Here is a 15,146-nt window from a genome sequence, read left to right as displayed (position 1 = left end):
GCACATGCTGTTTAATAATCATTTAGTAAATATCAAAATGAAATATGTTCGAAACACAATCATCATTATCCTGCTTTCATTGTTTGCTTTAGCAACCATATTTCCAATTTATTTTATGCTTATTTCTTCCTTTGGAGATCCCGTTGAGGCAGGTGCAATGAGTTACTCGCTGATACCTACGAAGATCTCTCTCGATTCCTACAAGTTTTTCTTTGATTACAGCATATATTCGTTTAGATGGCTTACAAACTCGCTCATAGTGGCGACAAGTATTATGATTTCCAATGTTTTTTTTGCTAGCCTTGCAGGTTATGCATTCTCGAAAATTCAGTTTAAAGGAAAAACATTTCTCTTTGGTTTATTGCTTTGTGCGATGATGATTCCTTATCAGGTAACTCAAGTGCCTTTATACATTCTCATTGTAAATGTTTTCAATATGCAGAACACCTATAGCGCTTTGATCTTACCTGGTTTAGTTACCGTCTATAATATTTTTCTCGCCAAGCAATTTATGACGACCATTCCGAAGGAAATTATTGAAAGTGCTAAAATTGAAGGCTGCAATCAGTTTCAAATTTATATCAGAATGATCCTGCCGCTATCTAAGACCGTTATGGCGGTTATGGCCATACTTACGTTCATGGATAGCTGGAATACCTTCTTCTGGCCATTTCTAGTTACGAATACAATGGATATGCAAACCATTCAGGTTGGCTTGAAAAACTTCCGATTTGCTAATACAACTTATTTCGCTCCCATGATGGCAGGCGCTACAATCTCTGCTTTGCCCATGTTTATTCTCTTTTTCAGCTTGCAAAGATACTTCCTTGAGGGAGTTACTGTAGGAGCGGTGAAAGGCTAAATGTCAACTGTCTCTGTGAACAATTGTCGCTATGTCGTAGGTTTGATGTCTGGTACATCAGTGGATGGTATAGATGCAGCAGTAGTTCAAATTAGTGGTTCGCTTGGTGATCGGCCCGAGGTTAAACTCATTGCATTTGAGAATACGCCGTATCCGAAATCTGTCAGAGAAAAATTGTTTTCGTTATTTGACCCTAGTAAGGCAACAGTTGATAGAGTCGGACGCATGAACGTATGGCTTGGTGAGCTATATGCAAAGTCAGCATTGTCTGTTATTGCGAAAGCCGGACTCCAAGCTTCAGATATTGCGGTCATTGGTTCCCATGGACAAACCATATATCATGCCCCAGAAAATGAGTATATAGACGGTTATGATTTGCATTACACGGTACAAATTGGAGAAGGAGCAATTATATCCGCCAGAACAGGAGTTCCTTGTGTATCTGATTTCCGCGTAGCGGATATGGCCGTTGGCGGACAAGGCGCGCCGCTCGTTCCGTTTACGGAATACTTGTTATATCGGGAGGATAACCGATCCTTGCTGCTGCAAAATATCGGCGGTATCGGTAATATTACTGTCATTCCTGCTGGGGCAGCACCTGAACAGGTTTTTGCTTTCGATACGGGTCCAGGCAATATGTTGATTGACGGTGTGGTAGCGAGTCTGTACGCCGGAGAAAAAACGATGGATGCCGGAGGCGCTATTGCTCAAAAAGGGCAAGTGAATATTGCTCTCTTTCATTTGCTTCAGCAAGAGGCTTACTATAAGCTGCCTTTGCCGAAATCAACCGGCAGAGAGCGGTTCGGTGCTTCTTACGTAGATTGGCTGCTTAGCTATCAACGAGAGAATAACCTTCCTCCCAATGATCTCATAGCCACTGTAACTAAGCTTACTGCGTGGTCGATTGGAGAAGCTTATCGCCGCTTTATAAGGGAGAGTAGTCCTTCGAATGTGATGATAGTGGGGGGCGGAGGATGCTATAATCCCGTACTCATAAGATTTCTTCAGGAAGAAATGGAGCCTATGGGCGTACAGGTGCTTACACAAGAGGAAGTTGGCGGGAATAGCGATGCCAAAGAGGCGGTTGCATTCGCTTTGCTTGCTGACTATACCTTATCCCGAATGCCAAATAATCTCCCGAATGTCACAGGAGCACAGCGCAGCGTGATCATGGGGAAAATATCTTACTAGATTATACTAGGACGGAGGCTGCCTATCATGATCAAGGCTTGGGATAATCAATACATTCACGACGTTATTTCTTTATGGAACAAGGAAGCATTGAAAGATGGATATAAGGAGCTTACTGAAGCTGACTTCAGGCACATATTTTTGTCCAGCTCTTATTTTAAAAAGGAAACGACATTTGTTTGGCTGGAATCGGATGAAGTGAAGGGCTTCGCCTGCGGATGTACAGGAGATGACTTGCCACTGGGAGACATAGCGGGTTATATCACCTGTATCGTAGTATCCAGTGATAATAAGAAAGATGAGAACAGCAGACTCATGCTGCAGGCATTAGAGTTTAGCTTTCAACAATTAGGCAAGAAACAGGCAGATATCCTTTTTTTTAATCCGATGTTATTACCTTGGTATATTCCGGATACCCCAAAGCATGAGCATAATAATGCTCCCGGCGTGCCGTTAGATAGCGAGCTGTATTCTTTCCTGCTTAGTTGCGGGTATAAAGTTCGTTCAATACAATGTGCAATGTACTTAAATCTTTCCTTTTTCTCAATTCCAGACGATATAAAAGCCAAAGAAAACAAAGCAGCTGCAGAAGGCTATCGTGTAGAGATGTTTGATCCTGCAAAGCACAGCGGTGTGAAAGAAATGGTGGCAATATTTAATAATCCCTTGTGGAAGAAACAAATTCCGGATTATACGGCGAGCGGTGTGCCTATGGTAATTGCGGCGTATAAAGGCAAAGCAGTCGGGTTTGCCGGTCCTGTCATCCGTCAGGACAATGGACGCGCCTATTTTGCGGGCATCGGCGTACATCCGGAGCACGAGGGACATGGACTCGGCAGTATTCTGTTCTTTCGACTCTGTGAAGCCTTTCGGAGCATAGATGCTGTATATATGTCTTTATTTACAGGAAGCACGAACCCTGCTATTCGTATCTACGAGAAGGCTGGTTTTCAACCTGCGAAACAATTTGCCGTAATGAGAAGGGAGTTTTAAAGATGAGTGAACCGAAATTGACTATTTTGGCCATTGGCGGTCATGTAGGTGATATGGAGCTTACTGCCGGGGGAGTATTGGCAAGCCATTCTCTTAAAGGGGATCGGATCGTCACACTAGCGCTCACTGCGGGTGAACGCGGGGTTCCGGCAGGCCAGGATGTCAGTGAATATCGTGAACAGAAGGTTCGGGAAGCTAATGCTTTTGCAGAGATGCTAGGCGGTGAGGCCATTGTCTTCGATATTCCGGACGGGGAATTGCAGGATAATGAAGAAATGCGCCTGCGGGTATGTGATATCATTCGCGATGTGCGTCCGAATGTCATTATTACTCACTTTAAAAACAGTATGCACAAGGATCATACGACTACCCATCTCATCGTCAATGATGCACGATTCTTTGCAGGGCTGGCTCCAATGAAGCGCGAGAAGCCTTCCTTCTTTGCTTCAAGGCTGTATTATGCCGAGAACTGGGAGGATGCGGTCGAATATAAACCTTATATTTATGTGGACTTCTCCAAGGAAGCCTATGATTTATGGATCAAGGCGGTGTCCCTCCATTGGTTTGTAACAGGAAGCAAATCCTTTCCTTATTTAGAATACTATAAGCACTTGTCTAGAGTACGCGGAATTGAAGCAAGGAAGGAATATGCGGAGACGTTCATGATTCCAGAGGAAACGATGCGCGTACTTAGAACTGAATTATAATAAAAGGGTAACAGGGCAATCGGTTGAGATGGTTACGACTAACAATAAACTTAGGAGGCCGTTATGATCCTTAACGGAATTGACTGCATTGCTCAATATGCTCATTTATTCAGGGGAAAACGGCTGGGATTGATTACAGCTCCGACGGGGCTAAATAACGACTTTAAATCAACGATTCAAATTCTGCATGAAAATTTCAATCTTGTCGCCTTATTTTCGCCAGAGCATGGTGTGAGGGGGGATCAAGATGCAGGAGCGTTTGTTGATACCTATCTGGATCCTGGTACGGGTGTACCGGTACATAGCTTGTATCGTCAGGATTCAAAACGATTGACTGAGGCGATGCTCCAAGAGGTGGATATGGTTGTTTACGATATACAGGATGTGGGAGTACGATATTATACCTTTATTTACACCATGCTCTATGCTTTGGAGGACTGCGCTAAAGCAGGGAAAGCATTTGTTGTGCTCGACCGAATTAACCCGCTAGACGGCTTGACTGTAGAAGGGAATATTTTGAAGCAGGGCTATCAATCCTTTGTTGGCAATTATCCTCTCGCTGTACGCTACGGTCTAACTGCCGGCGAGGTTGCTGCAATGGCTAACGAACAAATGAATTGGAATTGCGAACTGAATGTGGTGCTCTGTGAAGGTTGGGAGCGCCGTATGCAATTCCCGGATACCGGCCGCATTTGGGTACATCCCTCCATGGGCATACCGCGTTTCGATTCAGCCTTGCTCTATAGCGGCACTTGCTTATTTGAGGGTACAAATTTATCTGAAGGAAGAGGGACCGCCTTTCCTTTCGAAATGATCGGCGCGCCATTTATCGATCCTCAGAGGCTAGCGGATGAAATGAACGGAAAGAAGCTGCCGGGGGTGTTATTCCGTCCGGTTTATTTCAAGCCTACCTTCTCTAAACATAAAGGAGAGCTTTGCGGCGGTGTCCAGCTTTACGTAAGGGATTCACGCGCGGTAAATACAGTGGAAACAGGTGTTTCTCTTCTGTTCACTATCAAGGAAAACTATGAGCAATTTTCGTTTCTGCCGCCTGTGAAGGAAAACGGCACACCTTTTATAGATTTATTATGCGGAGATAAGGTGTATCGTGACGAATTCATAGATGTGCCAAGCGTAATGGAGCAATTCCGCGAGGAAAGCCGAGAATTTGCCCATTTAAAGCAGCAGTTTCATCTATATTGAGGAGAAGAGAAGGCTATGAATAATCTTTCGCTTAGAAAGAAATTGGCCAGTTAATGGTTACATTTGGATCTTTGATACAAATTTTGAACGGCACCGTTCTGCCTAAAGGTCAGATGAGCGTTTCAATCTAAGAAATTAGTCTAAGAGAATAAGGACGTGAGCATAGGGATGAGATTTGTCGCGGGATTGGACGGCGGCGGCACCAAAACCTCTGTGACAGTAGCTGATGAGAATGGTCTAGTCATACAAACTTTTATTTCTGGTGCGATTAACTACAATGGACAAGACGAGACTAGCATTCGTTGGAGCTTCCAAGAAATATTTGAGAAAATTGCGAAGATTTGCGGAGGACTGACACATTGTGCCCAGATCTGTATCGGCGCAGCGGGAGTTAGCAATCCGACTGTTATTGCTCGGCTGGAAGCTAACGTTAGGGAGTGCGGGTATCAAGGAGGCCTGAATATTACTGGCGATCATGAAACGGCACTTTACGGCGCGCAGGATTCCATGCATGGGATCATTCTAATTGCCGGTACTGGGTCTATCTGTTATGGGAAAAATAAACTCGGTATTTCTCATCGAACGGGTGGATTCGGCCACCTTATAGATGATGAGGGAAGCGGCTACAGCATTGGGCGTGATTTACTTTCTGCTGTCGTGCAGGCAAGTGATGGTCGTTTATCTCAAACGGCAATTACTAACATGGTGTATGATCAGCTTCAAGTGGAAACGGTTCAGCAAATAATCGGTTTTGTATATGACAAAGGTACGAATAAAAAAGATATTGCGGCTCTAGCCCCTATCTTATCAGCTGCCTGCTCGGCAGGTGATATAGCGGCACTATCCATCGCGAAGAAAAACGCCAGCTCCTTGCTTGATCTGGCAGTACCTGTTGTGGAAAGGCTATCGCAGCAGGAGGGCATATTGGCAATGGCGGGAAGTGTGCTGCTTAACGCTGATTATGTACGGACTGCATTTGTTGAGATGCTGAAGCAGCGATATCCTAGAATGGATGCTATTGCTGCCAAAAAAGATGCGTCTTACGGTGCGGTGCTTATGGCGCTGGGGCGTCTACATTCCTCTTGCTGCTAATCATTTAGATGATAAACAAAAAATATGTCTTTAGTGAATGTTCCGTATGGGCATAACCCATAACTCACTTAGACATATTTTTTTGGTTTACTTGAGGGGGTACAAGCTAAGCTTTATCTTCAATCTCATAAATAACCCTTGCGATCAGATCCTGTTTAAAATTGCCGAAATGCTGTCCGTAGATCGTTAAACCACCGACATTTTTCGTTTGTGCGACACCGATCTTGAATTTAATATCCGCATTCGGATTTAGTTGAATATCGGCTATTGTGACATTTGAGATGAGGCAGCCATCAATAAAAGAACCATTCTCGTTAATGCGTACAAGTTTCATCATCCCGTATTGATTCAGGTGAGGCGGCCACCATTCGGGATTATTTTTCCCGCGTACTTGGCCAAAGTCGCCGGGGGACGTCCACACGCCAATCTCCACGCCGTTTACGCTGAACACAATATCGGATGGGTAGTTGTCATTGAAGCTGGGCGCTTCGGAGCTGATCTCCAACATAAATTGAAGCTCGCTGAAACGCTGATTAGGCTTGAGATAGTTTGGGATTCGATATTCTAGAAAACCTTTGGCAAGCCAGACGATACCTGCATTGATATGCTGAGGATCGGCGAAATAGCGAGGGTTGTCGAATTCGCCGATGATACTGTCCTTCGTAGCCAACCCACAGGTTGGCTCTGCGTCATAATCACAGTAGTGGCCGACCTTAATTTCCACTTCATATACATTCTCTGGGCTTTTGCTTCTCAGTTCAACGGATAGCATATCTTCGTTCAGATAACATATTTTTTGAATCCCATGCCGTCCGACAGCTGTTGTAATGTCAATAAGGCCACTTTCCTCCAGCTTCTTAATATGCATAGTGATAGCGCCGTTTGTAAGTCCAAGCTTCTCGGCGATCTCGTTTAAATTCAAGCTGTCGTATTTCGTCAGCAATTCTAATATTTCGATTCGGATTTCCGAGCTAAGCGCTTTAAAAATATTTAAACCCGAACGGAGCTCTTTGATATGAATCAAGGTGGTTGGTCGCCCCTCTCTGGAAGAAAATTCTTTTGATTCATTATAAATCAAATGATAGCGAGTTGAAAAGAGGGGAATCGTGGTTTACTTTAAATAAATTTAAAATAAATAAAATTAAGTAAACGCATACATTTCTTATTGACAAATAAAACCGTCCTTATTATGATGAATTCATTGACTGATTTAGACTTATCTAAACTAAAATCACAAAAGTCTAAAACGAATTCGCTTTACCCTGAATTGGCTTCGATCCCTAAGGGATTAAGCATAGAATTTTATTTTATAAGGGGGAAATGAAGTGAAGAAGCAATTATTAGTCATGCTTTCTCTTCTGGTTATGCTAACTATGGCACTTTCAGCCTGCTCGAGCGACAATAAGACAGAAAAAGATGGAGGATCGGGCTCGAAAAAGACCAAGTTGGAGCTCTGGACATTCAACGAGCTTCATCAAACGTTCTACGAGGATATGGCGAAACGTTGGAACACAGCTAATCCAGATAAACAAATTGAGTTGGTCGCTAACACATTCCCTTACGATGATATGCATAACAAACTGTTGGTAGCGCTCCAATCTGGTAAAGGCGCACCTGATCTTGCAGACATTGAACTGAATAAATTTCCGAACTTCCTCAAAGGCGACCCGCAGCTTCTTCCTCTAAATGATGTGATCGATCCTGAAATTAATAATTTGGTGAAATCAAGACTTGATATTTATGCAAAAGACGGCAATTATTACGGCATAGATTTCCATGTTGGAGCAGCCGTCATCTACTATAACAAAGAAATTCTCGACAAAGCAGGCGTCAATGCTGACGATATTAAAACATGGGCCGATTTCGAAACGGCAGGCAAGAAGGTACATGAAAAAACCGGTGTACCGATGACTACAATTGAATCAGCCGATTTGTGGTCGCTATGGCCGCAGGTAGCACAGGCGCCAGGAAATGACGACCTCCAAACCGCTGATGGTAAAATTAATATTACAAGCCCAATTGTTGCCAATCCGCTTAAATGGCAGCAAGGCTTGATCAAACAAGGCATTGCCATAGCGACACCGGGCGGCAATCATCACAGTGAGGAATATTATGGCTTAATGAACAGCGGCGGCTCAGCTTCCGTATGGATGCCGATGTGGTACATGGGCCGGTTCACTGATTATATGCCGGATTTGAAAGGCAAAATTATTATTAAGCCAATGCCAGCTTGGAAAGTAGGGGATCCGCGCTCTGCAGGAATGGGCGGTACGGGAACGGCTGTCACGAAAACATCTAAAAATCCAGATTTGGCCAAGGCATTCCTAGCTTTCGCGAAGATCAGCAAAGAAGGCAACATCGCGATTTGGAAGCAGCTTGGCTTTGATCCGCTCCGTTCTGACGTTTGGACAGATCCTGCTTTGAAAGAGTCCAACAAATTTACGGAGTATTTCGGAGAAAACATTTTCGATGTATTGACTGAAGTCAAATCCGAAATTGAAGGTGTAATTATTAACGAGAATACGCCGAACATTTCTGATTCCTTCCGTACGTCCATTCTCGTTCGCACCTTGCTGGATAATGAAGATGTTGATAAGGTGCTGAAGGAAGCAGCTGCTCAATTGTCTAAATAAAGCCTCAAAGGTATCACTAGCCTCAGTGGGGCTAGTGATACTGTTATTCGAATAGGGAGGGAAGAGCTGTATGGCAAACCATTCGCCTGAGGCGGCAAAGACTGTTGAACCGCTTAAGGTTGCAAAAAAGTCTAGTATTTTGTATTCACAGAAGGTTGCTCCTTACTTTTTCGTGCTGCCCTTCATACTATCTTTTTTAATCTTTTTTGCTTATCCGGTCTTATCAGCTATTAATATGAGCTTTCAGGAAGTTCTTCCCGGCCAAGTCAAATATATCGGATTGTCTAACTATCGGGGACTATGGAATCCAACATTTTTGAAAGCGATTACGAACAGCAGTAAATATACTTTATTTTCCTTACTGATCCTCATTCCGATTCCACTCCTCTTAGCGGTCTTCCTAAACTCGAAAATGATGGTGGCCAAAAACTTTTTCCGTTCAACGCTGTTTATACCGGCTCTGACATCAGTCGTCGTTGCAGGTACGATATTCCGCCTCACTTTCGGTGAATTGGAAGGCTCCTTAATGAATACGATTATTACCTCGTTTGGCTTTGAGAAGCAGCGCTGGCTGGGCAAGGAACACTTAGCCATGTTTACGTTAGTGACGCTAGCAGCCTGGCGCTGGATCGGTATCAATCTGCTCTACTTCATGGCAGGGCTTCAGAACATTCCGAAGGAATTGTATGAGTCAGCTGAGATTGACGGCGCCTCGAAATGGCATAAGTTTTCATGGATTACGATACCGCTGCTTAAACCAATAACGATCTATGTATTCACGATCAGCATTTACGGCGGTTATTCAATGTTCACCGAAAGCTATATGCTGTGGAACGGCAATCGTTCACCAAATGATATTGGGCTTACAATTGTAGGTTATTTATACCGAAACGGGCTCGAGCAGAACAATCTGGGTCTCGGCTCTGCGGTTGGAATCGCCTTGCTTGTGCTCACATTTATCATCACAATAGGGCAGCTTAAATTATTCGGTATGTTCAAGAAGGAGGAGTAGGGTATGAAAACGACAGAGAAACATAAATGGTCGATGAATACGGTACTGCTTCTTCTCCTGTTCATCGTATTCGCTGTATTTGCGCTGTTCCCGCTGGTCACGTTGTTGATCGCTTCGTTCAAACCGGCACAGGAGCTTATGCGATTTGGTTTGAACTTGAGGATCAGCCCGGACATTTTTTCTTTCAAAAATTATACGTATCTGTTTACAGGCAATTCCCTTTATTTGACATGGTACAAGAACAGCTTGGTCATTACAGCCATCTTCACTGTATTATGCTTGTTTTTCTCCTCCATGGTTGGGTACGGCTTGGCAGTTTATCAATTCAGATTCCGCAACTTCATCTTCGCACTCGTATTGATTACGATGATGGTGCCGATTGAAATTATTATACTTCCTCTGTACAAGCTCTCCATAAACTTGAATCTTATCAACAGCATTTGGGGTGTCATCCTTCCTTTTGCAGCTGCGCCGCTGCCGATCTTCTTCTTCCGACAATACGCCAGCTGTCTGCCCAAAGACTTCTTAGACGCTGCACGTGTTGACGGTACGACAGAGTTTGGTACCTTCTTCCGAATAATGATGCCGCTCATGGCGCCGGCATTCTCGTCCATGGCTATTCTGCAAGCGTTATTCGCATGGAATAACTTCCTGTGGCCGTTAATCGTTCTGCGTACGACTGAGCAGCTGACGATTCCGATCGGCTTAGCGACATTGTTAACGCCCTACGGCAATAATTTCGATATGCTGATCTCGGGCGCGGTAGTAGCAATTGTACCTATTCTGCTTGTATTCTTGTTTTTCCAGAAATACTTTATTGAAGGAATGACCGCAGGCGGTGTGAAAGGGTAAGTACGCTGACACACAAACATGATTTCAATTAGGAAAGGTGAGCCTATGCCACTCAAAGCAAAAATGACGCTAGAAAATGATTTTGCCATATCTGAAATTGATTCTCGTATATATGGATCCTTTATTGAGCATCTTGGACGTGCGGTCTATGGCGGCATCTATGAGCCAGATCATCCAGAAGCGGATGAGAATGGCTTCCGCAAGGACGTCAGCAGGTTGATTACTGATCTTCAGGTACCGATTGTTCGTTATCCCGGCGGCAATTTTGTATCCGGCTATAACTGGGAAGATGGGGTTGGACCGAGAGAGAATAGACCGAGAAGGCTGGAGCTTGCTTGGCGGACGATTGAAACGAATCAATTTGGAACGAATGAGTTCGTAGATTGGGCCCGAAGCGTTGGCACAAAGGTGATGATGGCGGTTAATTTGGGAACGCGAGGCATTGATGAGGCTCGGAATTTGCTTGAATACTGCAACCATCCTGGTGGAACGTATTGGAGTGATCTGCGTAAGCAGCACGGCTATGCGCAGCCCCATGCTATCAAGACCTGGTGTTTAGGGAATGAAATGGATGGACCTTGGCAAATCGGGCATAAAACGGCTGACGAATACGGCCGTCTCGCTCTAGAGACCGCTAAGGTGATGAAGTGGGTAGATCCGACAATCGAGCTGGTCTCTTGCGGAAGCTCCAATACAGCAATGGCTACCTTTCCGCAATACGAAGCGACCTCGCTTGAGCATACCTATGATGCAGTCGATTATGTCTCGCTTCATCAATATTATGGAAACCGCAGCGGTGATACGGCAAATTACTTAGCTTATTCAATGGATCTTGATCATTTCATCAAAACGATCAAATCTACCTGTGACTATATTAAAGCAAAGAAACGCAGCAAGAAAACGATCAACTTGAGCTTTGATGAATGGAATGTATGGTTTCATTCCAATGAATCAGATAAACAAATTGAGCCTTGGTCTATAGCGCCGCCTCAATTGGAGGATATATACACTTTTGAGGATGCTTTGCTCGTCGGAAGCATGCTGATTACACTGCTGAAGCATGCGGATCGTGTCAAAATAGCTTGTTTAGCACAGCTGGTCAATGTGATTGCTCCGATTATGACAGTAAATGGGGGAGGCTCATGGAAACAGTGCATCTATTATCCGTATTTGCATGCTTCGATATATGGCCGAGGAATTGCCCTGCAGCCGGTCATAATATCTGATAAATACGATTCGAAAGATTTCTCCGATGTACCCTATTTGGATAGCGTCGCTGTTTATAACAATGAAAAAGAAGTTGTTACAGTATTCGCCATAAATCGGAGCCTGGAGGAATCATTATTATTGGAATGCGATATTCGCAGCTTCCCGGGCTATAGCGTAATCGAACATATCGTGCTGGAGAATGAAAATTTGAAAGCTGTGAATTCGATAGATGGAGAGAACGTGAAGCCGCATAACAATGGGCAGTCCGCTGTAAAGGACGGAGTATTGGAGGCAATTCTGCCAAAGCACTCTTGGCATGTGATTAGGTTGGGAAAGCAGCTCTAGATCTCTATCAGAATGATTGAACACGAGTTCTTCCTATGCTAGAATGAATAGAAAAGCGCTGGATAATACGCGTACTTGATCCTCCTTCGCCATGGCCTGAGCGTTCAGGTAATGGCGGGGGAGGTTTTTTTCTTATCCAAACAGAAGGAGTTGGAATTCGTGATTATACCATTAAATAATGATTGGTCCGAGCGGCTAGAGAAAGAGCTCACGGCACCATATATGTCTGAGCTGCTGGCATGGCTAGAGCAAAAATATAAAACAGCAACGGTTTACCCGAAGAGAGAGCATATTTTCAATGCGCTGCTTTATACCTCATTTGAACAGACAAAGGTAGTGATTTTGGGGCAAGATCCTTATCATGGTCCTCACCAAGCGCAAGGACTCAGCTTTTCAGTCCAAAAAGAGATGAAACTGCCGCCTTCCCTAAGAAATATTTATAAAGAGCTGGAAGCGGATATAGGCTGCAGCATCCCGGATCATGGCAGTTTAGTTTCGTGGGCAAAGCAAGGCGTGCTGCTTCTTAATACGGTATTGACTGTGGAGGAGGGAAATCCGAATTCGCATCAAGGAATCGGTTGGGAACGCTTTACTGATTCTATCATTGCAGCCTTAAATGATAGAGAAAAACCAGTTGTATTTATTTTATGGGGCAAGTATGCGCAGTCGAAAGCATCACATATTGCTGCGGACAAGCATTATATTATTGAATCTCCTCACCCGAGCCCATTTGCAGCACGAAAAGGCTTCTTCGGAAGCAAGCCTTTCTCACGGACCAATATGTTTCTAGAAAGGATCGGGAGCGAGCCTATCGATTGGTGTTTGCCGATGCTGTCTGAGCTGGATGAATAATAAAAAAATCTGAACGCTGTTTAAATGTCTCAATATGTTCATACGACGCGCTTATTTAACGTCTATACTTTTAATGTAAAAAAAGATACAGTTTGTATAAGGAGGCGATTAATGCCGTTAAATAAGAAAGCGCATACATAATGGTAGGGGAAATTTAATTTGAAAAGGAGTTTAACGTGAAACATAAATTATTGCTGTTATCCATCGTATTTACAATGGTATTTGCTTTGTTTACTCTACCTATTCAAGTAAAGGCGGAATCAAAAGAGAAACAGAATGCTATGCAAACCTATGTTGAAGCTATGCAGCCTGGGTGGAACCTTGGCAATACGTTTGATGCAACAGGCGCTGAGACATCGTGGGGCAACCCTTCAACTACGAAGGAATTTATTGCTCAAATCGCTGCTGCCGGCTATAAAAGCATACGAATTCCTATTACATGGAAACATCGAATGGGTGTCGAGCCTGACTACATCATTGACAAAGTATTTATGGACCGCATTCAAGAGGTGGTTGATTGGTCGCTGGAAGCAGGGCTTTATGTCATGATCAATCTTCATCATGATTCAAGCTGGGTTTTTAATATGGCATCCGAGCATGATGAGGTGATGGCTAGATTCAACGCCGCCTGGTCACAAATTTCTAAACATTTCAAAGGCTATTCGCATAAGCTCATGTTCGAGAGCATAAATGAACCTCGGTTTTCTGAGGATTGGGGCAAGGATGCGCCTGAATATTTTCAAATGCTGGATGAGCTGAATACATCCTTCTTCCATATTGTTCGGAAGTCGGGGGGGAATAATGCGGAACGTCCGCTTGTATTGTCAACCGTTACGGCTTCTCCTTCTCAAGCAAGATTAGATGAATTGTACAAAACGATCTCCACATTAAAGGACAAGCATATCATTGCAACTTTTCATTATTATGGATTTTATCCGTTTAGTGTAAATCTTGCTGGCAAAACAACTTTTGATGAAGACGCTAAGCGCGATCTAATAGAAGCCTTTGATCGAACGTATGATACATTCAGCGCTAAAGGCATTCCTGTAGTTGTTGGCGAGATTGGATTGCTAGGTTTTGATAAATCATATGATACGATTGAGCGCGGTGAGATTTTGAAGTATTTTGATTTCATCAACTATTATGCCAAAGAAAAAAAATTCACACTCATGCTTTGGGACAATGGACAGCATTTCAATAGGCGTACGCTTCAATGGAATGATCCTACCCTTTATGAAGTTATGATGGCAGATAAATACGGCCGATCTTCGATAGCGGACAAGGATTATATTTTTATTAAAAAAGACGAGCCGATCATAGATGCGGATATAGCGCTGCAATTGAATGGTAATACATTGCAAGACATCAAAATAGGAGACAAAATATTAGCTAGTGGTACGGATTATGAGCTGAATGAGGAGAAACTAGTCATAAAATCAAGTCTACTAGAGACTCTTATAACCAAAGAGTATGGTGTGATCGCAAATTTGGTCTGTACGTTCTCAGCAGGCGCCAAATGGGAGATTAACGTTATTAATTATGATACGCCAATCTTGAAAAACGCAGACGGTCTGGATTCGTTATTTGCCATTCCAACTCTATTTCATGGAGATCGCTTAGCTACAATGGAAGCCGTATATACTTCCGGCGGAAACGCAGGCCCAAGTGATTGGACTTCATTTAAGGAATTTAATCAGTCATTTTCGCCTGCGTATGACGCTAGCGAGATCAAACTGACAAAGGCTTTTTTTGAACAAGTCAAAGACGGGGAAATAAAGCTGAATATGCATTTCTGGAGCGGTGAAATTATTCCATACACTATAACGAAGACAGGTTCGAACGTAATTGGTTTATCGTCTACAGAAGAGCAGAAGGATGCTGCAAAGAAAGAAGAAACGGTTGATGAGCCTAGCATTCAAACAGCAGCAAACGCAGAATCAGATAGGGAGGAATCCTTAACGCCATTAACTAATTCCCAATCACCAGCTGGAAATAACGTCATGCTGTATATAATCATAGCAATAATTGCGGCTGCTTTTGTATTAATCGGTATATATCGTATGCGTAAAGCTAACAGTAAACATAAATAGTATGAGTAAGGGGCTGCTTGGGATGTGTAAGATCAATTCCTGCCAGCCTCAATATCTCATTGCAATTTGAAACGTTGTCAGTAATAATGGCTTATGTAGAGATAG

At 43.5% G+C, this 15,146-nt stretch carries 13 protein-coding genes; 12 read left to right on the top strand and 1 reads right to left on the bottom strand.

The window, feature by feature from the left end:
* Window positions 1-4 precede the first annotated feature (4 nt).
* The 6 genes from CEF13_RS17575 to CEF13_RS17550 all read left to right on the top strand — a co-directional run bounded on the left by CEF13_RS17575 (window position 5) and on the right by CEF13_RS17550 (window position 6,048).
* Entirely contained in the window at window positions 5-862 is an 858-nt protein-coding gene (locus CEF13_RS17575) for a carbohydrate ABC transporter permease (protein ID WP_102712472.1), read from the top strand.
* Window positions 863-2,053, top strand: a complete 1,191-nt coding sequence (locus CEF13_RS17570) for an anhydro-N-acetylmuramic acid kinase (RefSeq protein WP_102712470.1) — start codon at window positions 863-865, stop codon at window positions 2,051-2,053.
* 27 nt (window positions 2,054-2,080) lie between these two features.
* Window positions 2,081-3,046, top strand: a complete 966-nt coding sequence (locus CEF13_RS17565; RefSeq protein ID WP_102712468.1) for a GNAT family N-acetyltransferase — start codon at window positions 2,081-2,083, stop codon at window positions 3,044-3,046.
* A gap of 2 nt (window positions 3,047-3,048) precedes the next feature.
* Window positions 3,049-3,753: a PIG-L deacetylase family protein gene (locus CEF13_RS17560; protein WP_102712466.1), complete on the top strand. Its 705-nt coding sequence runs from the start codon at window positions 3,049-3,051 to the stop codon at window positions 3,751-3,753.
* Window positions 3,754-3,816: 63 nt separating this feature from the next.
* Complete coding sequence (locus CEF13_RS17555; protein WP_102712464.1) at window positions 3,817-4,956, top strand: exo-beta-N-acetylmuramidase NamZ family protein; 1,140 nt, start codon at window positions 3,817-3,819, stop codon at window positions 4,954-4,956.
* A gap of 168 nt (window positions 4,957-5,124) precedes the next feature.
* Complete coding sequence (locus CEF13_RS17550; RefSeq protein WP_102712462.1) at window positions 5,125-6,048, top strand: N-acetylglucosamine kinase; 924 nt, start codon at window positions 5,125-5,127, stop codon at window positions 6,046-6,048.
* Window positions 6,049-6,154: 106 nt separating this feature from the next.
* Here CEF13_RS17550 and CEF13_RS17545 read toward each other — a convergent pair whose 3' ends face one another.
* A complete protein-coding gene (locus CEF13_RS17545; RefSeq protein WP_102712460.1) occupies window positions 6,155-7,072 on the bottom strand; it encodes an ArsR/SmtB family transcription factor in 918 nt (305 codons plus the stop codon).
* Between the two features lie 301 nt (window positions 7,073-7,373).
* Here CEF13_RS17545 and CEF13_RS17540 point away from each other — a divergent pair, with 301 nt between their 5' ends.
* From CEF13_RS17540 to CEF13_RS17515, 6 genes are all read left to right on the top strand, one after another.
* Window positions 7,374-8,681, top strand: a complete 1,308-nt coding sequence (locus tag CEF13_RS17540) for an ABC transporter substrate-binding protein (protein WP_244917091.1) — start codon at window positions 7,374-7,376, stop codon at window positions 8,679-8,681.
* Window positions 8,682-8,751: 70 nt separating this feature from the next.
* A complete protein-coding gene (locus CEF13_RS17535; protein ID WP_102712458.1) occupies window positions 8,752-9,693 on the top strand; it encodes a carbohydrate ABC transporter permease in 942 nt (313 codons plus the stop codon).
* 3 nt (window positions 9,694-9,696) lie between these two features.
* Complete coding sequence (locus CEF13_RS17530; RefSeq protein ID WP_102712456.1) at window positions 9,697-10,545, top strand: carbohydrate ABC transporter permease; 849 nt, start codon at window positions 9,697-9,699, stop codon at window positions 10,543-10,545.
* Window positions 10,546-10,590: 45 nt separating this feature from the next.
* The gene (gene arfA, locus CEF13_RS17525) at window positions 10,591-12,099 is read left to right on the top strand and encodes an arabinosylfuranosidase ArfA (protein WP_102712454.1); all 1,509 of its coding nucleotides are present in this window, start codon (window positions 10,591-10,593) and stop codon (window positions 12,097-12,099) included.
* A gap of 159 nt (window positions 12,100-12,258) precedes the next feature.
* Window positions 12,259-12,951 (top strand): uracil-DNA glycosylase, encoded by a 693-nt coding sequence (locus CEF13_RS17520; RefSeq protein ID WP_280531310.1) that lies wholly within the window; start codon window positions 12,259-12,261, stop codon window positions 12,949-12,951.
* Window positions 12,952-13,166: 215 nt separating this feature from the next.
* Window positions 13,167-15,041: a cellulase family glycosylhydrolase gene (locus tag CEF13_RS17515; protein WP_102716428.1), complete on the top strand. Its 1,875-nt coding sequence runs from the start codon at window positions 13,167-13,169 to the stop codon at window positions 15,039-15,041.
* The last annotated feature ends 105 nt before the right edge of the window (window positions 15,042-15,146 follow it).

It is taken from the genome of Paenibacillus castaneae, assembly GCF_002884445.1.
Taxonomy (GTDB): domain Bacteria; phylum Bacillota; class Bacilli; order Paenibacillales; family Paenibacillaceae; genus Pristimantibacillus; species Pristimantibacillus castaneae.
Note: the sequence above shows the minus strand (reverse complement) of the source record. Positions and strands in the feature narration are given on the sequence as shown.